This window comes from Cytobacillus kochii (genome assembly GCF_020171845.1).
In the GTDB taxonomy this organism is placed as follows: Bacteria; Bacillota; Bacilli; order Bacillales; family Cytobacillaceae; genus Cytobacillus; species Cytobacillus kochii.
This window is the reverse complement of record NZ_JAIVAM010000001.1, coordinates 57,560-80,999: the sequence shown is the minus strand read 5'-3', so window position 1 is coordinate 80,999 and position 23,440 is coordinate 57,560. Positions and strand designations below refer to the sequence as shown.

The 23,440-nt window shown below is 35.7% G+C and carries 24 protein-coding genes; 5 read left to right on the top strand and 19 right to left on the bottom strand.

Features of this window, described 5'->3' with window-relative positions; genetic code table 11:
* Positions 1-1,164, bottom strand: coding sequence for a YhgE/Pip domain-containing protein (locus LCM23_RS00390; protein WP_224934681.1), 1,164 nt, complete (start codon positions 1,162-1,164; stop codon positions 1-3).
* 159 nt (positions 1,165-1,323) lie between these two features.
* On the opposite strand from LCM23_RS00390, the gene LCM23_RS00385 reads away from it, so the two are divergent.
* Together LCM23_RS00385 and LCM23_RS25780 are read left to right on the top strand one after the other, a co-directional pair.
* Positions 1,324-1,938: a TetR/AcrR family transcriptional regulator gene (locus LCM23_RS00385; protein WP_224934515.1), complete on the top strand. Its 615-nt coding sequence runs from the start codon at positions 1,324-1,326 to the stop codon at positions 1,936-1,938.
* Between the two features lie 80 nt (positions 1,939-2,018).
* Positions 2,019-2,150 (top strand): hypothetical protein, encoded by a 132-nt coding sequence (locus tag LCM23_RS25780; protein WP_263624069.1) that lies wholly within the window; start codon positions 2,019-2,021, stop codon positions 2,148-2,150.
* 10 nt (positions 2,151-2,160) lie between these two features.
* Here the strand turns inward: LCM23_RS25780 and LCM23_RS00380 are convergent, their stop codons facing one another.
* The gene (locus LCM23_RS00380; RefSeq protein ID WP_224934512.1) at positions 2,161-3,006 is read right to left on the bottom strand and encodes a GNAT family N-acetyltransferase; all 846 of its coding nucleotides are present in this window, start codon (positions 3,004-3,006) and stop codon (positions 2,161-2,163) included.
* A gap of 1 nt (position 3,007) precedes the next feature.
* Entirely contained in the window at positions 3,008-3,556 is a 549-nt protein-coding gene (locus LCM23_RS00375) for a GNAT family N-acetyltransferase (protein ID WP_224934510.1), read from the bottom strand.
* A 981-nt stretch (positions 3,557-4,537) separates the two neighbouring features.
* Here LCM23_RS00375 and LCM23_RS25775 point away from each other — a divergent pair.
* Positions 4,538-4,669: a hypothetical protein gene (locus LCM23_RS25775; RefSeq protein WP_263624068.1), complete on the top strand. Its 132-nt coding sequence runs from the start codon at positions 4,538-4,540 to the stop codon at positions 4,667-4,669.
* A 138-nt stretch (positions 4,670-4,807) separates the two neighbouring features.
* Here LCM23_RS25775 and LCM23_RS00370 read toward each other — a convergent pair whose 3' ends face one another.
* From LCM23_RS00370 to LCM23_RS00350, 5 genes are all read right to left on the bottom strand, one after another.
* The gene (locus tag LCM23_RS00370; RefSeq protein WP_224934508.1) at positions 4,808-5,182 is read right to left on the bottom strand and encodes a permease; all 375 of its coding nucleotides are present in this window, start codon (positions 5,180-5,182) and stop codon (positions 4,808-4,810) included.
* Position 5,183: 1 nt separating this feature from the next.
* On the bottom strand, positions 5,184-5,396 hold the full coding sequence (locus LCM23_RS00365; RefSeq protein ID WP_095370514.1) for a helix-turn-helix transcriptional regulator: 213 nt from the start codon (positions 5,394-5,396) through the stop codon (positions 5,184-5,186).
* Positions 5,397-5,517: 121 nt separating this feature from the next.
* Positions 5,518-5,745: a helix-turn-helix domain-containing protein gene (locus LCM23_RS00360; protein ID WP_095370515.1), complete on the bottom strand. Its 228-nt coding sequence runs from the start codon at positions 5,743-5,745 to the stop codon at positions 5,518-5,520.
* 9 nt (positions 5,746-5,754) lie between these two features.
* On the bottom strand, positions 5,755-6,228 hold the full coding sequence (locus LCM23_RS00355; RefSeq protein WP_224934506.1) for a DUF2975 domain-containing protein: 474 nt from the start codon (positions 6,226-6,228) through the stop codon (positions 5,755-5,757).
* Between the two features lie 703 nt (positions 6,229-6,931).
* The gene (locus LCM23_RS00350) at positions 6,932-8,224 is read right to left on the bottom strand and encodes an acyl-CoA thioester hydrolase/BAAT C-terminal domain-containing protein (RefSeq protein WP_224934504.1); all 1,293 of its coding nucleotides are present in this window, start codon (positions 8,222-8,224) and stop codon (positions 6,932-6,934) included.
* A 470-nt stretch (positions 8,225-8,694) separates the two neighbouring features.
* Between LCM23_RS00350 and LCM23_RS00345 the strand changes: the two genes are divergently transcribed.
* Both LCM23_RS00345 and LCM23_RS00340 read left to right on the top strand, forming a co-directional pair.
* Entirely contained in the window at positions 8,695-11,781 is a 3,087-nt protein-coding gene (locus LCM23_RS00345) for a hybrid sensor histidine kinase/response regulator (protein WP_224934501.1), read from the top strand.
* 212 nt (positions 11,782-11,993) lie between these two features.
* Entirely contained in the window at positions 11,994-13,109 is a 1,116-nt protein-coding gene (locus tag LCM23_RS00340) for a response regulator (protein WP_224934499.1), read from the top strand.
* 15 nt (positions 13,110-13,124) lie between these two features.
* Here the strand turns inward: LCM23_RS00340 and LCM23_RS00335 are convergent, their stop codons facing one another.
* From LCM23_RS00335 to LCM23_RS00285, 11 genes are all read right to left on the bottom strand, one after another.
* The gene (locus LCM23_RS00335; protein ID WP_224934497.1) at positions 13,125-13,256 is read right to left on the bottom strand and encodes an anti-repressor SinI family protein; all 132 of its coding nucleotides are present in this window, start codon (positions 13,254-13,256) and stop codon (positions 13,125-13,127) included.
* Between the two features lie 314 nt (positions 13,257-13,570).
* Positions 13,571-14,374, bottom strand: a complete 804-nt coding sequence (locus LCM23_RS00330) for a nucleotidyltransferase (protein WP_224934495.1) — start codon at positions 14,372-14,374, stop codon at positions 13,571-13,573.
* Between the two features lie 305 nt (positions 14,375-14,679).
* The gene (locus LCM23_RS00325) at positions 14,680-14,829 is read right to left on the bottom strand and encodes a hypothetical protein (RefSeq protein ID WP_224934493.1); all 150 of its coding nucleotides are present in this window, start codon (positions 14,827-14,829) and stop codon (positions 14,680-14,682) included.
* Between the two features lie 26 nt (positions 14,830-14,855).
* Positions 14,856-15,008 (bottom strand): hypothetical protein, encoded by a 153-nt coding sequence (locus LCM23_RS00320; RefSeq protein WP_224934491.1) that lies wholly within the window; start codon positions 15,006-15,008, stop codon positions 14,856-14,858.
* Between the two features lie 694 nt (positions 15,009-15,702).
* Complete coding sequence (locus tag LCM23_RS00315) at positions 15,703-16,353, bottom strand: protein kinase family protein (RefSeq protein ID WP_224934489.1); 651 nt, start codon at positions 16,351-16,353, stop codon at positions 15,703-15,705.
* A gap of 252 nt (positions 16,354-16,605) precedes the next feature.
* Positions 16,606-17,739: a M20 family metallopeptidase gene (locus LCM23_RS00310; protein ID WP_224934487.1), complete on the bottom strand. Its 1,134-nt coding sequence runs from the start codon at positions 17,737-17,739 to the stop codon at positions 16,606-16,608.
* Between the two features lie 20 nt (positions 17,740-17,759).
* Positions 17,760-18,758, bottom strand: coding sequence for an ABC transporter ATP-binding protein (locus tag LCM23_RS00305; RefSeq protein WP_224934484.1), 999 nt, complete (start codon positions 18,756-18,758; stop codon positions 17,760-17,762).
* Positions 18,759-18,765: 7 nt separating this feature from the next.
* Positions 18,766-19,743: an ABC transporter ATP-binding protein gene (locus tag LCM23_RS00300; RefSeq protein WP_224934482.1), complete on the bottom strand. Its 978-nt coding sequence runs from the start codon at positions 19,741-19,743 to the stop codon at positions 18,766-18,768.
* 15 nt (positions 19,744-19,758) lie between these two features.
* A complete protein-coding gene (locus LCM23_RS00295; protein WP_263624067.1) occupies positions 19,759-20,667 on the bottom strand; it encodes an ABC transporter permease in 909 nt (302 codons plus the stop codon).
* 15 nt (positions 20,668-20,682) lie between these two features.
* Complete coding sequence (locus LCM23_RS00290) at positions 20,683-21,600, bottom strand: ABC transporter permease (RefSeq protein WP_095370522.1); 918 nt, start codon at positions 21,598-21,600, stop codon at positions 20,683-20,685.
* A gap of 80 nt (positions 21,601-21,680) precedes the next feature.
* Entirely contained in the window at positions 21,681-23,243 is a 1,563-nt protein-coding gene (locus LCM23_RS00285; RefSeq protein ID WP_224934480.1) for an ABC transporter substrate-binding protein, read from the bottom strand.
* Positions 23,244-23,440: the final 197 nt, after the last annotated feature.

Here is a 23,440-nt window from a genome sequence, read left to right as displayed (position 1 = left end):
TCACAATTTTTTGGGCTTCAACTTTAGTGCTGTTAAGAAAATCACTATTATACTGACTAAACCAATCCAAAACTGGACGGAAATCAAATCCCATGAGAACGATTGCCCAAAATAGAATAACTCCCTCAATCCTTCTACTAGAAATCTCATTGGTAACCAAGAATAGATCCAAGTTTGATGGAATGAAGACATCATCTCAGGAGCCATAGATAATAATGGGGCGCCAAAGAATAATAGAAGCGCGAAAATAGCAATACCCTTAATGCCTAACAAAGATAAAACAGCTAAGATCATTAAAAAGAAACAGAAGGATGTAGCTGATAAAAATAACGCCGTATCCATAAATGATGGAATGTTCATACCAACTAAGTCTTCCGCTAACCATGGCAGACCAAATCCAATGATTAAAGAAGCAAACAGACCAATTACAATTTGGCCCACTTTTATAGTAATGTTTTCTTTAGGTGAATGTACGGTCATTTTGTTCACAGCAATAAACAAAATTGCTGCAATTGCCATGACTGCAATCCAAAGTGGCTGGAATAAAGAGACTGGTGCATTACCATTTGCGCTGTTTTCTCCAACCGCATTCACGTTCTGATGATTCACTGCAATCGGTTCAGCTAACACCTCTGCTTGTGAAACAGAGACAGGTGCATCTGCCGTTTTTAACTCCGCAAAAATTTGCTCACGTAACTGCTGATTTAATTGATCAACCATTTGATTAAGCATTTGATTAGCCATAGAGGAGGCAGCGGCATTCATCCCTTGATTAATGATGATATCGATTTCAGGATTTGCTGGATGATTTGTTTTTAATGAAGCTTGTTTTTCACTGAAATCTTTTCGTATGACAAGAGCAGCATAATATTCTTGGTTATCGAGACCTTCTACTACTTTTTCCTTGTTCTTTACCTCGACCCACTCCACTGCAGCTTCATCATCATCTGTACTACTACCCGCTTCCCTGATGTTTTCAACCATCGTCTCCCCTATATTGATAGATCCTTGATTAGGTACTTCCATCCCTTCATCCTCACTGACTATCGCAACAGGTAAGTTTTCAGGTGTGGGATTGACTGTTGGAAATAACGTCAGTGAAAAGATAAACAATATAACAAATGTGAGAATGGGTGTAGCCAATGTTAATTTATCTTTAAAAATTTTCATATGGTCGCCTTCCTTTTTAAGATATAATATTAAACAACACGTTGTTGGTTATAATTATAAATATCAAGAGGTTGGCCATTCAATAATCAAAAAGAGAGATTCTGTTCTTTATGGAACATATTCTTATAATCTGTCGCTTATGGAGGGATTTTTTTGACAAACAAGAATCAAGATTTACGGGTAACACGCACAAGACAAGCTATTCGAAAAGCAATTGCAGAATTAATTGAAGAAAAGGGTTTTGAAGCAGTAACAGTGAAGGATATTACAACAAGAGCCGGAATCAATAGAGGAACCTTTTATGCCCATTATGAGGATAAATACGATTTGATGAATAAATGTCAGGAAGAAATTATGCTTGGATTATCTGAGATTGCTCAGAAAAACATCCCTAAAGTATATGAACAAGTCAATCAATATCCTGGTGGTTCGTTTTCACTAATCATAGGTATTTTCCAATACATTGAACAACATAAAGACTTTCTTAAAGCCATTCTAGGACCAAAAGGTGATCTTTCTTTCCAAACAAAGGTAAAAAAATTTATGTTCAAAAAGCTATTCGATGACCCCAATGGGCCACTGATTAAAGAAGATCAACTACTTGTTCCAAGGGAATACTTAATATCTTATATAGCTTCAGCACATATTGGTGTCCTGCAACAATGGTTACTTGGGGATAAGAATGAAACGCCTGAAGAAATTGCTCATATATTATCCACCATTACCCTGAATGGACCATTCTATGCTGCTGGGATTAAAAAGCAATAACTCCTTACAAACCCTACCTTTTTCACTATATATCTAAACCTGTCCCATTATAAAATAGGTGTAAAAAAGGAGCAATCCATATGTTCATTGCCGTAATAGGGTTTATCTTTGTCATGGCTACTTTATTTTCTATAGAATGTAAATTAGCTAAATCTAATGAATTGCATGAAGAAATAATTACGTTATTGAAGGAAAAGGAAAAGAAAGAATAACCTAAATTATTTATCCAAAAGCCTGCGAGGCAATGGCAAATAGTTGACCTGTTCTTGTTGGTATCTTATCTGAATGTAACATCATCATTGGTGGCTCATTGATCAACTCAAAACCGCCTGCTACTAGCAGGTCCTGCAACTCGTTTTGTTGTGATAAAATATCTATCCTAACGCCCTTTCCTTCTCTTTTCTTAAGCTGACTGATGATTTGAAATGCTGACTGGGTATCTGGTGCAATGATGGGACCAAGAATTGTATAAACTTGACCAAAAATTGAAAGACCGTACCCGGTTATCTTTCCTTCCTTATTTTTAAGGACTAGGCAATCTTTACTTTGCCTGATTCGCTCCGAGAGAAACTTTGTTCGATTAGCACCAAAGGCTTTCTCATCTAGGGCAACCACTTCTTGAAAATCCTTTTGCTGAAATGGCACCACTTGTGGCGAGGATATAAGCGTATGATTGTTTAAAAAATGAGTTGGCGCAATCAATTTCTTTACTGCCCCTGCTATTTGGAAACCGATTTTTTCATACACTGGCCTCCCATTGGCAGTTGCGATTAATTGAATGATTGTTTGCTCATCTACTTGGCCAATACATTCCTTCATTAAGGCCATTGCTAACCCCTTTCCTCTGTACTCCTCCTGAACAATCACCATACCAATCGAAGCAGTCTTCTCCCCGTATGGAATAATTGCTGCAGACGACACTACCTCACTAGCCTCATTTTTATGTCCAAAAACCTTACTTGAATTTAAAATAGTCGTTACTTCAGCTTGATCATAATCCCAGCCAACAGATTGTGATAGTCGGATGATGCCATCAATGTCTTGGTGGGTCAACATGTGTAGTTTCATATTATCTTGTCATCCATTCATTTTTTAATAAGGAAAAAATAATAGCATCATGTGACTCTCCATTCTGATAGAGATATTGTCTCAGTATGCCTTCTTGCTGAAATCTGAAACGATTAAGCAATTCAATCGAAGCTTTATTTTGAGGAAAAGTAATTGCACCAATACGATTTAATTGTAATGTTTCAAATGTGTATTGTAATACCTTTTCTACAGTCTCACTTGCTATCCCTTTTCTCCAAAAATCTGGATGGAGCTCATAACCGATTTCTGCTCTAGACTGGCCTCTATTTAATAAGTTAAGGCCAACTGTACCAATTAGTTTGTCAGTATCTTTCAGTACAATCGCCCATCTGATTCCCCGCTGCTTCTGAAAAGTCTCCTGCATGAGTTTAATCATATTTACTGCTTGGTTATAATCCGTTAAAGTATCCATACCATAAAATCTCGTCACTTTTTCATTCGATAAAACCGCATAATATTCCCAAGCATATACTTCTTTTACTTCTAATAATTTTAAACGACTTGTTTCTAACTCAGGAAATCCTTCCATTACCATACCACCTTTCATTAAAGGTCAGACCTAACATAGAACCGAAAAGTAAACCGCATGTGTTGAAACTTGAGCCTTTGGCGTTAATAACGGCCCATCCTGTATTAATCCGTTTGCGATAAATTTCGTTTCATTAAACACATCAGAATTTTCTAGATATTCAAGCGGTAAACCGACTATATAATTTTTCCGCTTCAGCCCACCTGCCGATGCCAATAAATGAGGAGAACTTGAAATGCTCCCAATTTTATAGTCATGTTTAAAAAGCTTGTTTTAATCAATTGTAGTAACCGCTCTTCCTCTAAAACAATAGATATATCCAGACAACCTGGCAAAATGAGACTATCTATATCCTCAATATTAAGATTCGCGATTATATTGTTTGATTCACTACACAAACTAATCCGGCTTCACCTCGAACCGGTTCCTCGCTCACTCCCACAGTGATAATCTGTTTATTTCCTTGCATTAACACAGATTCACCACACTTAATTCGTATTCACTGAACGGCGGATACCATACAATCGTTGTTTTATCATTCTTACCTCCAGTTGATATCGAATAATAATATAATAGTACACTATGAAAATGATTGTGGCTCCGATTTCTAAAAATCTTTTATCGCTGCTAATTATCTAATTGATCTATTTCATCCATTTAGGGTTTTCATTGAGCATTTAGAAGACATTCACACTTCTTTAGCTCGAAACAAGTTGAGAAAAGGAACTGACCGCTTCGCAAATGAAGTTTGCGAGTCTCTCAGTAAGAGAAAAGAAACTGAGCGCTTCACAAATGAGGTTTGCGAGTCTCTCAAGATGAGAAAAGAGAATGAGCGCTTCGCAAATGAGGTTTGCGAGTCTCTCAAAAAGAGAAAAGGAACTGACCGCTTCACAAATGAGGTTTGCGAGTCTCTCAAAAAGAGAAAAGGAACTGACCGCTTCACAATTGAGGTTTGCGAGTCTCTCAAGATGAGAAAAGAGAATGAGTGCTTCGCAAATGAAGTTTGTGAGGCGCTCAGTAGGAGAAAAGAAACTGAGCGCTCCGCAAATGAGGTTTGCGAGTCACTTAAGAACAAAGAAAGCAACAAGAACAAAAATAACAGCTAAAAAATAAACTAAATTTCACCCGCCCCTCTTCGTTATTACTTTTGCTCGTTTTTATCTTTTCTAATTAAAAATGCGATTGAGAGGAAAGCAATCATAAAGACGAGAAACGGGAAAAAGACATTCATCGTTTCACCACTTTCATTGATTAATAGATTTTTGCAAAAATAACAAAGCTTAGAAAAACGGTAATAATCATGAGAGCACCTAGCAAGTTTAGCAATTGCATGGCTGTTATACTGATAACACTGAATTGCAATAATCCGCTAAAAACAAAATAGTATAGCAAAAGAGCGAAAAAAGAAGCTGATAATCCCTTCGTCCGGATTAAACGCATTCGTTCATCCTTTTGCTTCCATTCAGGATATAAATACCCTAAACAATAGCACATAATAGCCATTGCAAGGGGCATCAAAAAAGTCATGGTCAGTTCCTTTGCTAAAATCGAAACAGTTAGTAAAAATAACGAGATGATAAGATAAAAAGATCCAATAACAATAAATATTTTTCTTGATCCTTCCACTTTACTCCTCTCCTTTCAATGGCTTTTCATATATAAAAATATCTTCAATCTTTGCTTGAAATAAATGAGCAATTTCAAAGGCGAGTGGTAAGGAGGGGTTATATTTTCCTTTTTCAATTGAAATAATTGTTTGCCTTGAAACGCCTAAAGTGGAAGCTAAACGATCTTGGGAATAACCAAACTCTTTTCTATAGTGCATTAAACGATTCTCCATATGTACCACTCCTAATTATATCCATTTTATAGTAAAGTTACCTTAACGTCAAGTTAACTTTACATTTTCTTCTTCGAAAAAAAACGACTTTCCTTATGAAAAGTCGCTTGTGGTAGTTGCGTTATGTAGCAGAATCGGTCTGTTTATCTTCTTGATATTCAAGTATGTCACCAGGCTGGCAATCTAATGCTTTGCAGATTGCTTCTAACGTGGAGAACCTTACTGCTTTTGCTTTACTATTTTTTAGAATGGACAAATTCGCCATCGTGATGCCTACTCGTTCTGATAATTCTGTTACACTCATTTTTCTTTTTGCTAACATTACATCGATATTGACGATAATGGCCACATTCTCACCTCAGATGGTCAAATCATTTTCTGACTTTATTTTTAATACATTATATAAAAGTTCTTGAAGGACTGCGGAAAAAATCGAGAGAATCGTTGTTACAAATATAATAGCAAATCCCATCAAAGCCACTCCTGGATGTAGGGCATCTTGCGTAAATAAAAAGATCATACCAATTAGATAGATTACACTAATACTAGCACAGGAATATTTAATAGCTCTTAGTGCAGCTACGGAATGCTCAGAAAAACTTTCATTTACACTAATATATCTTAACAGCTTAAATCCTTGATACAAAGTAAAATAGAACGGGATTGCAGTTAGGTACATCCCAAATAATACGGGATATTTTAAATAAGCATGTGCTGGATTCAGCTCTGCTGTTTCTTTTGCTAAAAAAGGCAAGCCGATGCAGATCCCTAACACAATCAAGCCAAGAATCACAATCACCACTTTTAAAAAAAGAACTTTCCCTTGTCTCATAAACACACCTCACAAATTCTAATTATGCCTATCTTACCTCATTATTTATTGAAAAACAATAAATATTTATTTCTTACCGTCCTATGTTTTTGGAATATGAAATAGCTAAACATGAATATCCACTCATGCCAGCAAAAGTATTCAATGTATAGATATAATAAAGTTGTTTAAATTCAAGTTACAAGATAAGGGGTTTGGGACATAGGTATTCTAGCTAAGGATTTTATCCGAATAATTAGTAGTCCAACATCTAATCACTCATATTTTTGTAATTTATCTCTTGATGTGAAGTAATAGTGGAATGAAACAGAAGGCACTCGACTACTGCGAGTAATAGAGGGAAAGCTGAGGCACCGTAGGCAATGCCGAGGAGGCTCAGCCCCTCCCCGCGGAAAGCGAGTGTACGCGAGCGCAATGGAACGTTTTTTTTGCAATGATGTCTTATAGACCATAATTTGTTATTGTTCGTTTTTGAGGTTAGCTCATTTAGTTATGTCCCAGCCCCTTGTTAATGTTTTTTTAAATACTATTTATCTGTTTATATAATCCTTAAAAAATGAGTAAATAAATCTTTTTTGCTTTTTATACTCATTCACCCTATCATTTTATAACGCAACCAATCATGATGGATTGACTTTCATTTAAGTCTGGATTATTAGCATCAAGGTTTTTCCAAACTTCTGTTTCACTAAAGTATATCGCATTAAACGTCTTTAGACTCATTGAGAAAATCTAATATTTTTCTCCAAGAATCTTTTGCAGCTGCTGCATTGGTTGATTTAGTACCACCAAAAGTCATTGTCATGCCTCCCCCAACGTTCATTAATACATTAGCAGGAAGGTTGACGAAGCTGTACGGAAAAGATAAAAAGTGGCCTGCACCCTTATAATACAAATAACGATTCTGACTAGAATTATTTTTAGCGTGTTTTAACTTCTCTTCCATCATTTTTACATACCTTGCTGATGGCCATAGTTGATCATCTTCCCCTGAAATGAACATTACAGGGGCTTTTATATTCTCAACGGGAATTCTTGATTCCCTAATCCCATCCTCGTCATTCAACGTATTATCCCAAATCGAAAGATAGGAAATGGGTTGTTTTAATATCCAGTTTTTAAGTAAAGTGAACATGGTGGAAAAGCGATATTTAAACCTTATATATGGTAATGGCCGTTTTTCCATTGTCCATGAGGGTATCGGTGCAAAAATCCCATTTTTCATACCCGCAGTTACATAAGCACTAGGTGCACATGCAATGACTGATTTGTAGTAATCAAATGTAGCTCCCAAGAGTAAGGCAAGTTCACCACCTCTCGAATAACCAATTAAGCTTACCTTTCCCTTCACAAAAGGGTGTTCTTGCAGCCAAATAGTTGCTTTTTGAAAGTACTCTAATGGGATATGTTCTAGGTCCTTCGGTACACCTACTTCCCCAAAATAAGACAAGGCTAATGTTATATAACCTTTTGAAGCTAATAAAGCAGCTGCATGTTCCTTCGATCCACCATCGGAACCACTTAATATAATAATAGCAGGATATTTTCCTTGTGATTCAGGACGAAATAACGTTCCTTTAACTTCTTCAAACTGGATATCTTCTTTTTTTATGCCAGATTTATAAAAATATCGGAAAATACTTAATGAATCTACCTCTTCCCCATTTACTATTAAAAACAAATTGATCGTAACTTTATCCATGTTGCTTTTCTCATAATAATCATCCAATTTTGAATCAGCGTGTTTCATAGACCAAAACAAACCAGAACCATCCACTTCATTATATGTCCCTTCCATTGGCTTCTGAGAAGTTACGTCGATATCACCTTCATTATTAGCTACAAATCTAGCATACGAATAAAACATTTTTCCTTCTTCATCATATGTTATTGCTTTTATAAGGACTTCTGCATCGGCCGAACACCCAGTTACTTTAATCATTACATCTTCATCAATATACGAATCAATTGGGCTAATTTGCAAAGCTGGTCCCATGTAATCCCCTCACTTCACTTTATTAGACTAAGATTTCAAAAGAACACTTCAAAACAATTTACACCCTCATATGTTCGAGAGCGTTCATTTCAAATAGATGAACAATAAACCAAATATTCTTCTAATCTGACACCTATCAAAACCCTCATTGACATCCCCTATAGCAGTAGTATTTCATAGTTGATTTATTACACCTTATAAGTCTTTATTCCTCAATTGTGGTTTCAATGACAGTAATAAATAATAACCTTCGAAATTTTTATTAAATATTATCTGTGTTTTCAAAATTATAAAACAACTAAATGACTACAATTAAATCCAAAATAATGATTTACTTCATTAAAGAATTGTATGATAATAATTGGAAAAAAACTCTATAAATGGATAGAGAATATTTTGTTTTTCAAATCTCATTTTCTATAGATTGATAGATTCATTTTAATAAATTTTCTGTGTGAAGGATGAAATAAATGAAGATACTAACAAAGAGAAAATGGATTTTTATTATTTTTTTTCTCATAGTTATTACAATTATCCGCGTGTCTTGGATGAACTTCATAGAGAAATTAGATTATCCATCGGCTCCTACCGCAAACCAAGGGGAATTAGATTTACGGAGTTGGGATTTCTCTAGTAAACAAACATTTATGTTAAATGGAGAGTGGGAATTCTATCCAAATTCTCTCGCAACATCAAACTCACTTCCCGAACATAATAAAAAATATCTGCGCATTCCTTCCATTAATTCCTGGGATGAATCATTTGAAGGGCAGGATGACTTCCGGTATGGCACATATAGGTTAAAAATTTTGATTAATGATACGGATATTCCTACTCTTGGATTACGGCTAAATTCTGTCAAAGATGCAACTTCAATCTATGTGAATGGACAACTTATAGGGGGCTCAGGGACCCTAGCTATAAAAGAAAATCAGCATGAAGCAGATACAATACCTTATTCCGTTAGTTTTGACACAGATCAGAGTGAAATTGAATTGCTGATTCATGTATCGAGTAATCTAAAAGAAGCAGGAATTTTAAAACCCATTCGTTTGGGAACGATTGATGCCATTAACCACCGCGTTTACATTTCAAACAATTTACAATTGTTGCTTTGTGTTGTTTTAACTTTACATCTAATATATGGAATCATTTTATTCTTTATTGGATCAACTCAAAGAAAAGGTATGGTTTATTTTTCACTATTATTATTTTCTGCAGTTATTAGTGTATTAGTATCCGATGATAGATTGTTATTTACATGGTTGAGTATCGATTATGAACTTCAGGTAAAAATCACCTTTTTATCATATATTGGTGTTGCGGCTTTTATCCCGCCCTTTATTCACAATCTATTTCCTAACCCGAGAAATAAACGAATGATAAGATACTTTTCTTTATATTGTATGTTGGATATAGGTTTTGTCTTAATTTCATCATCCAAGGACATTATTAATCTAATCCAGATTGTACTTGGTAGTGTGCTAATACTATCTGTAATGATATCCATCAATATCCTTCGAAAGTTTATAAATGAAATAGAAGGAATCATCTTCCTTATCATAGGCTGTTTAAGTATAGCTGTTAATTTAATATGGACAAGTAATTTGAGCGATGCTTCCATTGATATGATGCATTATCCTTTTGATCTTATTTTTGCCATATTATCTTTTACGGCATTTTGGTTTAAACGTTTTTTTATCGCTACATCAGATGCAAAAAAACTGGCTGTGCAATTACAGCTCGAAGATCAACGGAAAGATGATTTCTTAATAAAAACTTCTCATGAATTAAGGAACCCATTACATGGAATTATGAATATGGTTCAAACAATACTAGATGATAAAGAAAAACCACCTAGTAACGAGCACAAAAAACATTTAAGTATAGCCATTGACATAAGTAAGAGGCTCTCCTTACTTTTGAATGATCTACTTGATGTCACTCGTTTAAAACAAAAAACTATTCAACTGAATATGAACAGAGTTCATTTGCAAGTCGTAACAGCAGGGGTCATTGATATGTTGAAATTCCTTGGAGATAAAAAACCGGTTAAATTTAAAATCGAAATATCAAACACATTCCCTCCAGTCCTAGCAGATGAGAATAGACTCATTCAAATCTTGTTTAATTTATTACATAATGCTTTGAAATTCACCGATGAAGGTACCATTATAATTCGTGCTTCAAGAATAAATGGAATGGCTCATATTGAAATTGAAGATACGGGAGTAGGAATGAATCCTGAAGAAATAGAAAGAATTTTTAAGCCTTTTGAACAAGCTAGTGAGAATAATAGAACGGATAGTAGTGGCATAGGTATTGGTCTTAGTATTTGTAAGGAATTAGTTGAACTGCACAATGGAGATTTATCCTTAAAATCAACTTCAGAAAAAGGCTCTATTTTTACATTTACTCTTCCCATACTAAATGAGAGTGTAGAAGCAGAAGGCACTTCTCCGTCAAAGATAGAGAATCAAATGATAGGTAAAGTTGCTGCAACTATCGAACATGTTCATCCAGATCAATTTTGTGCTTTAAAAGATATTCATCTGAATAAAAGAATGAAGATACTAGCAGTCGATGATGACCCCATTAATTTATATGTTTTACAAAATGTCTTAAAAAATGATGGTTATGAAATAACGACAGTATCAAACGGTTTTCAAGCAGTAGCTAAACTTGAAATTGAATCCTATGACCTGGTCATTTCCGATGTAATGATGCCTCAAATGTCTGGTTATGAACTTACCAAAATTATTAGAAACCGTTTTAGCTTAATTGAACTTCCTGTACTTTTATTAACTGCTAGAACACGATCTGAAGATATCTTGACAGGGTTACAATCAGGAGCAAATGACTATATAACAAAACCAGTTGATAGTTGGGAGTTAAAAGCAAGAGTGAGGGTTTTATCCGAATTAAAATTGACTTTTGAAGAAAGGCTACGTATGGAGGGAGCTTGGTTACAATCCCAAATCCAACCTCATTTTATATTTAACACTTTAAACTCAATTGCAGCCCTTAGTATGATGGATACACCAAGAATGCAACTACTACTTGAAGAGTTTAGCAATTATTTACGCCTAAGTTTTGACTTTAAAAATACCGAACCTACTGTTCCACTTGATTATGAGCTTTCCCTTGTTCGTTCTTATATTTATATCGAAAATGAAAGATTTAGCAACCGTCTAACGGTTGTTTGGGAAATAGATGACCCTATTGATATACATGTACCGCCACTTTCTATCCAAACACTTGTGGAGAACGCTGTGAAACATGGCATCCTTAAAAAAACAAGTGGAGGTACGATTCGTATACAAATAAGAAAACAGAATACTTTTACTACTATCTCTATAATTGATAATGGCCAAGGGATACCTGAAGATAAACTTCAAGATATTTTTAATCAAAATGATGATTACTCAAAAGAACAGGGCATCGGCTTACTTAATACAGACCGTAGATTAAGACAACTATATGGAAAAGGGCTAGTGTTGAAAAGTAAAACTGGTCAAGGAACCGTTGTTAGTTTTTCTATTCCTAATAATGAGTAGTTTGATTTTAACAACTTTATAAAAATCAATGATTCTACTGAAGCAAAGTAACCTAGATTACAATTACTAAGTTAAGTATCTTAATCCTATAAGACAAATACTCTAGGTCCACTCGGGAGAATGAAAGTTTCAATTAGTTGAAAACGCTATAGTTATCCCTATTTTTTGTTCATTGTATAATATCACCAATAATTTCTCAAAGGAGTCGTTAGATGATTAAAGCCATTTTAGTAGATGATGAGAAGCTTTCTCTTGATTTATTAACTAAACAATTGCATGCATTTCCGGAAATTGAAATTGTTAAGGCTTATTCGCAACAGACAAATATTCTAGAAGATATAAAACAAGAAATGATAGATGTTGCTTTTTTAGATATCGAGTTAACTGAAGGCAACGGCTTAGATTTAGCTGAATCTATTTTATCGATTGATGAATCCATATTTATTGTTTTTGTTACAGCCCATGCCCAGCATGCTGTCAAAGCATTTGAAATTAATTCTATTGATTATTTATTGAAACCTGTTATGCCCAAAAGATTAAAAACGACGGTTAACAGATTAATAGAAAAAATTAAGAAAAATAGAAAGGATGAAGCTCCAAAAGAAAAAATACCACTTTTTATTCAATGCTTCGGCGAGTTTAACGTTTTTCTAAATAAGGAGCCACTTCAATTTAAAACAGCTAAAGTAAAGGAATTATTTGCATTCCTCTTTACTTATATGGATACATACGTCCACCGAGATTATCTAATTGAAAACATATGGCCAAATCAAGATAGTAAAAAAGCCAAGATAAACCTTCATACATGTCTAACATACTTAAGAAAAATGTTAAACACTCTTGGTTATTCAAATTGTATTAAGTTTGCCAATCAGAGCTATATCTTATCCATTCCGGATATCCATTCAGATTTAAAAATATTTAATGAGGCTATACATAGTTTCAAAAAGAATGATATTAAATCCATTAGTAGTGCAGAAGAAGCAATAAGTCAATATACCGGTTCATACATGCAATGGAATTATTACGATTGGGCAAATGATATCGCACAGGAAAAACTTACTATTACTATGTACTTGTTAGACAGTATTATTGAGTATTATTACATTAACCATACAGATAAAGCCCTGTTTTACCTTAGCTTGCAACGCAAATTGAATCCTTATATGGATAAAAATATTCAGCAAACCATGAACCTTTTAATAAAAAAAGGAAATCGGAATGAAGCGATCCTATTATATAAAAATTATAAAGCCTTACTCTCTACCGATCTAAATATAGACCCGGACCCAATTTTAATTAATTTATACCAAGAAATTAATAAATAAAGAAAAGTCGATTATTTACTTGGCTTCAGTCTTGACCGTTTTTAAAAATGTCTTTACTTCATCTATCGTTAAACCAATCTCTTTCGCTTTTAATATTAGATGAACCCATTCAGCGTCTAATTGTTTATCATCCTTGCACATACTCATTATACCGTTCACCCACTTCATAATTTTTTGTTTATATCCTTTATATAATCATTCTCTTAAAACTCTCTTAAATTTTTAAAAACTTGGAGTGAAAATAAGCATTTCATGAAGTGAATAGTATAGGTAAAATAAAAGAAGTGAACAGAGCCTGCAAATAAGGCTTTCTTCACTTCTTCTTTTATTTCACCCTTAAATCATATTTAATCAGAAACCAAATTGATTCAATAGTAAGGATAAATAGGACATAAGTAAGAGTTTGAGTTAGTTGAATCATTTAAAAAAAGAGCTCCCTAATGTTTAGGAAGCTCACTGAATTAATCTATTAAAAGTGTATGAAGCTGGGATAGTAGTCGTTGTTCAATTCCTACTGTATACTCTTTTGATAAATCTACGTGTAAACTCTCGGCTAATATAATTGAATTAGTATATGCTTGTTTTATACTTTTCTCATTAAGATTAGCAGTAATCGCCCTAAATTTTTCATATGAACGTTTACTCAAGTCTTTTTCAAGATTTTTAGTGGCATTTAACCAACGTTCTACAGTATCTTCTTGTATTCTCATGAGTTGCAAAATTTGTTTTTGAACACCATTGAGAATTTCTAGTGATCGAGCATATTCCCCTCTTTTTAGCACGTTCATACCAAATATCCAATTATTAACAAAACTATTAAAAGCAAAATTTATATTTTCATCTGTTTTTCTTATTGGATCGTCTCCATTAAGGTATTCTAAAAGAGGAAACAGTTTATTGGTGCTATCATAAATAAACATTTTCTCTGGATTTGGAAATACCCCTGTAGGTTTAAAGTCTTTAATGACACCCATCTTTTGTTCAGGTAGAAAGTGAAATTCTCCACGCACAAGGTTACTAAATATAGCTACTTGTGTACCATATTCATTGAAGAATATTAATTCGACTGGAAATAATTCTTTAATCCAATTATTTGAATCAAAATTAGCGTTCATGTGATTTTTAATGAAGATATAAAACTCAACATCAGAATATTGATCACCTTCACCTTTGGTAAAAGAGCCGTACATCAGTGCAGAAGCTATATGATTGTCTAACTCACATTTATTTTTAACACGCTCAATTAATTTTTTTTGAAATAACATATAAACCCCTCTATCTATTGTTTATTTTTCAATTTAAGATAGAGTGTTCTTTCACAACTGGAAAACATGCACAACACATAAGTAATGCTCCTTCCATCCTTTAAATCAATTTAATAATAGCATTTATACATTAAAACATCACTACCAGCTTCGTAAGTTCTCTCATTGAACATATAAAAGTAAATCATCTACAGCAAAATTCCTCATACTGAAAAAAGAATTGGTCTAATTCAAGAAAATGTAAATACTCCTCATTTTCATGGTATAAATGCGTTTTGACATCGAAACCCTAAATAGCCATTACGTTATTCATCATTTTTTTTAAAGCGTGGCTTAATGAAAAATAAACCGATAAAAAAGAATGCAAGCCCAAGCATCAAGCCCCAAAAATGCTTATCTAAGAATGCAAATAGGCCTACACTGAATGCTGCAAGCAAAAACATGATTTTCATCATTCTTATCACCCTAACTGTTTAGTGAATCAACTACAATCTTGGAAACAGTTAAGAACTGTTGTAGCTCCGAGAATACCAGCAGTGTTTATACATGCATAGCAAGCTGTTCCTGCTGCAGCTGAAACAGCAGCGATACAAGCCACTCCACAAACACCCACAATTGCTGCAAATACAAACACCTTAGACGCTACACAAGACTGAGTACAATCCCATCTTTCGCCTAAACTTGCTTTAGCTACTATTTGATTGTCAGATTTATCTTTTCCAACTGTACTTAAACCCTGGCTTTCACGTTGTTCGTGAACTGAGCTTCATACTTCTTCTGTAGAAGCATGTTCATTAACATGGACTTCTTCACTAATGTCTTTTTTATACTATTGAACAATAGTCCGTCAAGCCAAACCTTGGATGCAACAAAATGGTTTTCGTCCATATTTCCGCTTCATTCAAAAACACTTTTATATTCCCTGTCTACTGCAAAACTATATACAATGAGTCAACATCTTCTACGACATCTTCATTGTTCATCTTAACAGATTTGCAGGAAACTGAATATTCAACTTCATCCTTGAACAGTTCCTTTGTATGATATCGCATCTTAAAAAGATTCCGTCTTCAATTCACCTGATTTCAATAAAGCTTTTCTCTTCTGTTTTGCTCATCTTAACTTTATTTTCATCAACATACATAGTCTTAGACATTACACTGTTTACAGATCTAACAATTTCTTTTCATGGCTTTCAATTTCACTTGGTTTCGCTTGGGCTTCAGGTGTCCCCTATGACTCCAGAACCAATCCCACTTTCTATAAAAACAAAAAAACATGAACACTCCTTTTTGCAGGAGTTGTTCATGTTTGATTTTATCATTCTATTATACATGTATCCCATTTTTATCCTGAAAAATCACTTTTCTTACAGACATTGGAAGAAATCTCTTTTTATATATGTCGGCTATGAAATTCAAGATGACTGTAGGGATTTTTTTCGGGAACCATTTGTTGGCGTAATATCGGTAGTACGCATTCTGTAAGTCTGTCCATTGTTTATCGATGTTTTTCGAATTAAAACGAGCAATATCAATTAGTTTTATATTACCGTTTCGATCAATCATAATGTTGCGCAAATGTATATCTGACGGCTTCAGGCCTGCTTCTGTAGCTGAACGTAAGGCTAATTGGACAGACTCTATATGTTCTGATGTTATATGAATACCTTTCTCTAAGCATTGGAAGAGCGTAAAGCCTTCTATATAGTCGATGACAATATAAGCATCCCCATAATCATAAAGATGTGGATAATAGGGATTACCTTGAATTCGTTGATAATTTGCCGCTTCCACCTTAGCGATATCTTCCATTTGCGGGAAGTATACTTTTATAGCAATCGCTTGCTTCGTAATTTTGAAAACAAAAGCGCTTCTTCCAACACCAATCAGTTCTAGCTGGTCACTATATGATTTTAAAGAGGGGCGTCCCTCTACCATTTCAATTACTACGCTGCTCGCTAGCTGATTAAATTCCATTCTAATCACCTCATTTGAAGGAACAACATAACTTTATGATGTTCGCTTTAGAGTAGTTTAGTATAGATTGGGCATCACCTACAAATTTTAAGGTCCCTTCGAGTAAAAATGTATACATATAGAGAAGAAAATTACTTTACTGTAATAATTGATACAAAAAATTTACAACTTATACTTCTGAATGACCTTTAGGATATGACCTCACAACTCCATAATGAAAGCTACCAAACGAGTGGTAGCTTCCAAAAAAAATCATCGGGACAAACGCTCAATTGTCTTTGCAAGAAGAATGGTTCTTTCTGTTAATGTGTCAATTTCAATATACTCCTCTTTACTATGAGCATTCCCACCAACTGGACCTAGACCATCAACCGTAGGCACACCCGTTGCTGAAGTGAAAGAGGCATCACCACCCCCACCCGTTGCAGTATTATGGACATGAAGACCAATTTCTTCGCCTACTTCTTGAATAATGTGTAATAGCTTTTCTGTTTGCTCGTTGTATTCCATTGGTGGTCTGCTAATTGCCCCTTCTAATTGAATTTCCGTTCCTCTCACTTCTGTATTGGCACATATTCTTTTAATCTTCTTTTCTAATTCTTGTGCTTGTTCTTTCTCAGTGATGCGAATATCAATATGAGCGACGGCATTATCAGAAATGGTATTAACAGAAGAACCACCAGAAATGATGCCTACGTTAACGCTAATGCCTTGTTCATGATTTGTTAAATTATGCAGCTGGATGATTTTATAAGCTAGTTCTTCAATCGCACTCCTTCCCTTTTCTGGTTCAATACCTGAATGGGCGGCTTTGCCTTTAATCATTAGCTTATATCTTCCCCCGCCTCTTCTTGCTGTCACAAGTGAACCATCTTTTCTGGCCGGCTCCATAATCAGTGCATATTCTTTTCCCATAGATTGTTCCTCTATTAATTCACGCGATGACGGTGAACCAATTTCCTCATCACCATTTAAGATAATTTGCACGTTCTCACAGGCATTTGACCCACAGTGAACTAATGCTTTCATTGCATATAAAAGCTCAACTAAACTCGACTTCATATCAACGACACCAGGTCCATAAGCTCTGCTTCCTTTCATTTGAAACGGACGCTTCTTCACCGTACCTTCAGGAAAAACCGTATCCATATGGGCCACCAGTATAATTTTGGGGTGCAGACTATGCTCATGTCGAATAACAAGGTGATTGCCGTATTTTGCTTCTGTTTTCACCTCTACAACAAATCCAATTTCTTCGTATTTTTTCTGTAAAATTCTCCCGATTTCATCTATCCCTTTCTTTACATATGAACCACTATCAATATTGACCAGTTTTTCAATTAATTGCAGCATTTCTATTTTTCGCTGTTGTATATATCCCTCCACCTTTTATACATCTCCTTTATCTATTTTTCCAACACACCAACACCCTCTTTTAATGGAAAATGGCAGGCAACATAGTGTTCTTCCTCATGGGCAATAAATGTTGGTTCCTCGTTCTTACATTTTTCTTGTGCATGTGGACACCGTGGATGAAAACGACAGCCGGAAGGAATATTTGTTGGGCTTGGAATATCACCCTCCAAAATAACTCCGTCTTTTTTATTCCTTAACATCGGGTCAGGAAGGGGAACTGCTGATAAAAGTCCCTCTGTATACGGATGCAGGGGTTTTGAAAAGAGTTTTTCTTTTGTGGTTAGTTCAACAATTTTCCCCAGATACATGACCGCAATTTTATCACTAATATATTTAACCGCTGGTAGGCCGTGTGCAATAAATATAAAGGTTAATCGTAACTCTTTCTGTAGTTTAGACATTAAATTAAGGATTTGTGATTGAATGGAAACGTCTAAAGCAGATACAGGCTCATCACAAATAATGAGCTTAGGTTGTAATGCAATGGCCCGAGCAATGCCGATTCTTTGTCTCTGACCACCACTAAACTCATGGGGGTAGCGGTGAATATATGAACGATCAAGACCTACCTGATCCATTAACGACAAAACTTCTTCCTTCAATTTTTCACTACTTAAGTTCAGATGGGTCAATAACGGTTCTGCAATAATATCAAATACTTTCATCCGAGGATTTAACGAGGAAAAGGGGTCCTGGAAAATCATCTGCATTTCCGCCCGTTTCTTTCTTAGCTGTTGTTTGGATAGAGTGGAAAGGTCTACTCCTTGGAATATGATTTCTCCTTCTGTTTTTTCTAACAGCTGCATAATCAAATTACCTGTTGTTGATTTCCCACACCCAGACTCCCCAACAATCCCTAATGTTTCTCCATGGTTCACATCGAAGGATATGTGGTCAACTGCCTTTAAGTATTGTTTTTCCTTCTTCCACCACCCTTCAGTCACATCAAAATATTTCTTTAAACCCCTTACACTTAAAATAACTGTCATGTCTTTGTCACCCCTCCTCTTCATATAACCAGCACTTCACTTGATGACGGGTATGGATATTTGTAAGTACGGGCTCATTGTTCATACATTTTTCCATTACATATGGACAACGTGTATGAAAGCGACATCCACTTGGCATAGCATTCGGATTGGGTACAGTTCCTTCGATGACTTGCAGTTTTTCTGTTTGTTCGTGGATTTTAGGCGTACTAGCTAATAAACTCTTCGTATAAGGATGAGCCGCTTCCTTAAAAAGTGTAAACACATCCGTATATTCAACAACTTGACCGGCATACATAACAATCACTTGATCAGCCATCTCAGCTACCACGCCTAAATCATGTGTAATAAATAGAATAGAAGTTTGCTTGTCTTTTATCAGCTCTTTCATTAATTGGAGTATTTGCGCTTGGATAGTTACATCGAGTGCGGTTGTCGGCTCATCTGCAATTAATAGTTTCGGGTTACATGATAAGGCAATTGCAATCATTACACGTTGACGCATGCCCCCACTTAATAGATGAGGATAAGAGTGATATACCTTCTCCGCACGAGCTATGCCTACTTTTTTTAAAATCTCGATACTTCTCTTTTTCGCCTCTTTTTTATCTACTTTTTGATGGATTTTAATTGCTTCAGAAATTTGATTACCAACTGTAAATAAAGGATTAAGAGAGGTGAGTGGTTCTTGAAATATCATCGCCATCTCATTTCCGCGTAATTTCCTTCGATCTTTTTTTGATAGTTTTGTTATATCATTACCTTCAAATATGATGGTGCCACTTTCAATTTTTCCAGCAGCATCTAGCAACCCCATAATAGATAAAGATGTTACACTTTTACCACTGCCTGACTCACCTACAACAGCAACAGTCTCGCCTTTCTTTATCGTAAATGACACACCGTCAACTGAAGGAATCACACCATCTTCCGTATAAAAATAAGTCTTCAAATTACGCACTTCTAACAAGCTCTCTCGGCCCAACGCATTTCCCTCCTCCTACACTTTCTTTTCTCTCGGGTCTAACACATCTCTTAGCCAATCACCTAAGAAAATCATGCCTAGGACGGTGATCGTTATCGCTAAACCAGGAAATGCCGCCAACCACCAACTGGTTGCTACATAATCTCTACCATCACTTAAAATGCCACCCCAAGAAATGGTCGGTGGTTGAATTCCTAAACCTAGAAAACTTAAAGAAGCTTCTAATATAATCGTGGTTGCTACGCTTAATGTAGAAATGACAATGAACGGGGATATCACATTTGGCAATAAATGTTTTAGGATAATCTTATGATCCCTCACTCCCATAGACCTTGCAGCCCTGACGAACTCTCTTTCTTTTAAAGACAGCACTTCTCCTCGTATTAAACGAGCGTACTGCACCCAATTGGTCACACCTAATACAACAATCAACGTAAGCGCACTTGGACCAAAAACAGTCAAAATGACAAGCGCAAAGAGGATGGTTGGTATCGCTAGAAAGGAATCAACTATTCTCATTAAAATATTATCTAGGAAACCACCATAAAAACCTGAAACGAGACCGATAAAAATACCAATAATGCCTGCCAAAATGACAGAGGCAACCCCAACAACTAAAGAAATTTGTGAGCCATATATTATTCTGCTTAAAATATCTCTACCAAGATTGTCTGTTCCTAAAATATAGTCAGTATCCCCACCTTCTACCCAAGCCGGGGGTTTCAACATCATTGCCGCATTAATCTGGTTCGGATCATGGGGTGCTAATAACTTTGCAAATATCGCTATAAAAATAATGAGTAATACGATTAGTAAGCCAATAGTACCGGTCTTACTTTTTAATAATAATCTGAGCCACCGCTTGAGGTGACCCTGCTTACTTTTCACTAAGACATCTGACCATTGGTTTTCCTTTGATTCCAAAACAACCACTCCTCCTTAGCGAAATGTAATGCGGGGATCCAATAATTTATAAAGAATATCTGCTAGTAGATTCATAGCAATAACAATAAATGCAATAATAAACACACTAGCCTGTACGATTGCCATATCCCTTGTATTCACTGCTTGAATGAGTAGTTGTCCTAATCCTGGCCATGAAAATACGCTCTCGGTTATTAATGTGCCGCCAACAACAGTTGAGGTTTGTAGCGCGGTAATCGTAACAACTGGAATAAGGGCATTACGAAAAGCATGCTTATGGATAACAAAAAACTCTTTTAACCCTTTACTTCTTGCCGTACGAACATAGTCTTGGTTCATAATTTCTAACATACTTGAGCGAATAAACCGTGTCATCTCAGCAGCAATCCCTGTGCCAAGCGTAATTGCCGGTAAGATCAGATGACTCCATGTACCCCGCCCTGAAACCGGGAACCATCCTAACATGACTGAGAAAATTAAAATGAGCATAATCCCTAACCAAAAATTCGGCATCGCCTTCCAAATGACCGCTCCCCCTGTCGCTACGACGTCGATAGCAGAATTCTTCTTCGTCGCCGACCAAATACCAAGAGGGATAGCTATCATTATGGCCACAATCATAGCTGCTACAGCTAATTCAATTGTCGCCGGTAAGCGCTCCAGCACAATAGGTAAGGCACTCGTGTTATAACGAAATGATTCACCAAAATCAAGTTGAGCAAGTCCGACCATATAGTTGAAATATTGAATATAAAAAGGCTCATTTAACCCGAGTGATTCACGAAGTTGTAATATATCCTCTTGACTCGCATCTTCAGGTAACATTAATGCAACAGGATCGCCTGCCACATAAACAAGGCAAAACACGATAAAAGAAATGATAAACAACACCGGTATAATTTGAAGTAATCGTCTCATAATATATTTGCCCACTATTGTCCCCCTATAGCGAAAAGTAATAGAGATGGGTAAATGGATGGAACCACCCATTCACCCACAAATATCAGCTTTTTTTATTCACTTGCTTTCCTTTTAATAGTTGGTGCATAAATCATTTCATCTGGGGTAGGAACAAAATCAATCGCATCATTTACACCGATATTGATTTTTTCCTCATGAAGCATAATATGTGGCACCTCTTCAGCCGCAATCGCTTCAATTTCTTGTATTTGCTTGGCTCGTTCTTCCTCATTCATATTGACGGCAGAGGTAGCGAGTAATTCTTCGATTCGATCATTCTTATAATCTGTATGGCCTTCAAAACGTTCAGCACGATACCAATCGACCGAGTAAGCACCGTCAAACATGGAATTACCTAGACCAATTAAATAAGCATCCTTATTCTCGTTAGCCGTACGCATTTCAACAAAATTACTCCATTCCATGAACTCGATATTTACTTTCACATTAATTTCCGCAAGCATACCCGCTATCATTTCTGCCACTTCTGCATCTTGTAAATAGCGCCCTTTCGGTGAATGCAAAGTCATTTCAAAGCCATCTGGATAACCTGCCTCAGCTAGTAATGCTTTTGCTTTTTCAATATCATAATTGTAAGTATCATAAAGGTCAGGATGATGCCCGAAATTACCTGGACCTACTCTTGTTCTTGTTGGAATACCTCCACCTTGCAAGACATTATCGGTAATCGCCTTGTTATTAATAGCAAAGTCTAGTGCCTGACATACACGGACATCAGCAGTCGGAAGCCCTTCTGTCGCCCGCAATATTAGCATTACGACTCGGTTTGACCTTTCTTGTACAATAGATGTCCCCTCATTACTATTCACTCGTTCCCAATCAGACGGAGGAATATTAACAGCCATATCAACCCCACCTGTTAAAAGCTCTGACACTCTTGTCGAGTTTTCTGGAATAACTCGGAAAACAAGCTCATCCCATTCTTCTACTTTTCCTGCGAAATAATTCTCATAGGGTGTGAAAACGATGCGATTATCACGTTTCCATTCTTTGAATTGAAATGGACCTGTACCAACGGGATTAGATAGAAAATGCTCCCAACCATTCTCTTCAATATAGTTCTTAGGCAAGATACCTGAACCAAGTCTGGATAAACGGTGGAATAAGGAAGGCTCTGGTGATTGTGTCACAATATTGAAAGTGTGCTCATCAATCACTTGAATTTCTTTTATCTGCTTATAATTGGGGTACTCCTGCAAAGTGTCATCTTTCGCTACTCTTTCTAACGTAAATTTCACATCCTCCGCTGTGAGAGGATCACCGTTATGAAAAGTGACACCTTTTTTTAGTTTTACCTGATAGGTCAAGTCATCGATTTTCTCATAGCCGGTGGCAAGTTCTGGATGAATATTGCCATCCTTATCTTTTTTAAATAAATAATTAAACATATTCACATGAATCGCTTCCGTCGACGTATTATTATGGTCATGAATATCAAATGTCACCATATCCGTTCCAACTGCCACTGTTAATACACGATCATTTCCCTTCTCTGTGACAGCACCACCTACCTCTGAGCCACCTCCAGAACAACCAGCTAGAGCGATGGCAACAACGACTAACAGGACAATCTTCCTCCAAACACTTCGCTTCAAATTGTTTCCCCCTATACGCTTATTTTTTTATAGGCAAGCCCTTTTCATCAGTTTATAAACGTATAAGCAAAACTATGATAAAAATTGTTAAGGATATGTTGTCAAACAGATTTTAATACGAACAAAAGAAAATCTGCAGAAGGGGAATATTATGAAATGTAAGGGAAAGTAAGATTGAAAAAAAGTTTGGTTATTGC

What these genes read in the sequence shown, in the direction of transcription:
- LCM23_RS25780 (WP_263624069.1), top strand. Translation starts at nt 2,019, where the DNA reads ATGTTCATTGCCGTAATAGGGTTTATCTTTGTCATGGCTACTTTATTT.
- LCM23_RS00350 (WP_224934504.1), bottom strand. Translation starts at nt 8,224, where the DNA reads ATGGGACCAGCTTTGCAAATTAGCCCAATTGATTCGTATATTGATGAA.
- LCM23_RS00365 (WP_095370514.1), bottom strand. Translation starts at nt 5,396, where the DNA reads ATGGAGAATCGTTTAATGCACTATAGAAAAGAGTTTGGTTATTCCCAA.
- LCM23_RS00355 (WP_224934506.1), bottom strand. Translation starts at nt 6,228, where the DNA reads ATGAGACAAGGGAAAGTTCTTTTTTTAAAAGTGGTGATTGTGATTCTT.
- LCM23_RS00340 (WP_224934499.1), top strand. Translation starts at nt 11,994, where the DNA reads ATGATTAAAGCCATTTTAGTAGATGATGAGAAGCTTTCTCTTGATTTA.
- LCM23_RS25775 (WP_263624068.1), top strand. Translation starts at nt 4,538, where the DNA reads ATGAGTGCTTCGCAAATGAAGTTTGTGAGGCGCTCAGTAGGAGAAAAG.
- LCM23_RS00380 (WP_224934512.1), bottom strand. Translation starts at nt 3,006, where the DNA reads ATGAAACTACACATGTTGACCCACCAAGACATTGATGGCATCATCCGA.
- LCM23_RS00375 (WP_224934510.1), bottom strand. Translation starts at nt 3,556, where the DNA reads ATGGAAGGATTTCCTGAGTTAGAAACAAGTCGTTTAAAATTATTAGAA.
- LCM23_RS00315 (WP_224934489.1), bottom strand. Translation starts at nt 16,353, where the DNA reads ATGGAATTTAATCAGCTAGCGAGCAGCGTAGTAATTGAAATGGTAGAG.
- LCM23_RS00345 (WP_224934501.1), top strand. Translation starts at nt 8,695, where the DNA reads ATGAAGATACTAACAAAGAGAAAATGGATTTTTATTATTTTTTTTCTC.
- LCM23_RS00330 (WP_224934495.1), bottom strand. Translation starts at nt 14,374, where the DNA reads ATGTTATTTCAAAAAAAATTAATTGAGCGTGTTAAAAATAAATGTGAG.
- LCM23_RS00305 (WP_224934484.1), bottom strand. Translation starts at nt 18,758, where the DNA reads ATGACAGTTATTTTAAGTGTAAGGGGTTTAAAGAAATATTTTGATGTG.
- LCM23_RS00335 (WP_224934497.1), bottom strand. Translation starts at nt 13,256, where the DNA reads ATGAGTATGTGCAAGGATGATAAACAATTAGACGCTGAATGGGTTCAT.
- LCM23_RS00325 (WP_224934493.1), bottom strand. Translation starts at nt 14,829, where the DNA reads ATGATGAAAATCATGTTTTTGCTTGCAGCATTCAGTGTAGGCCTATTT.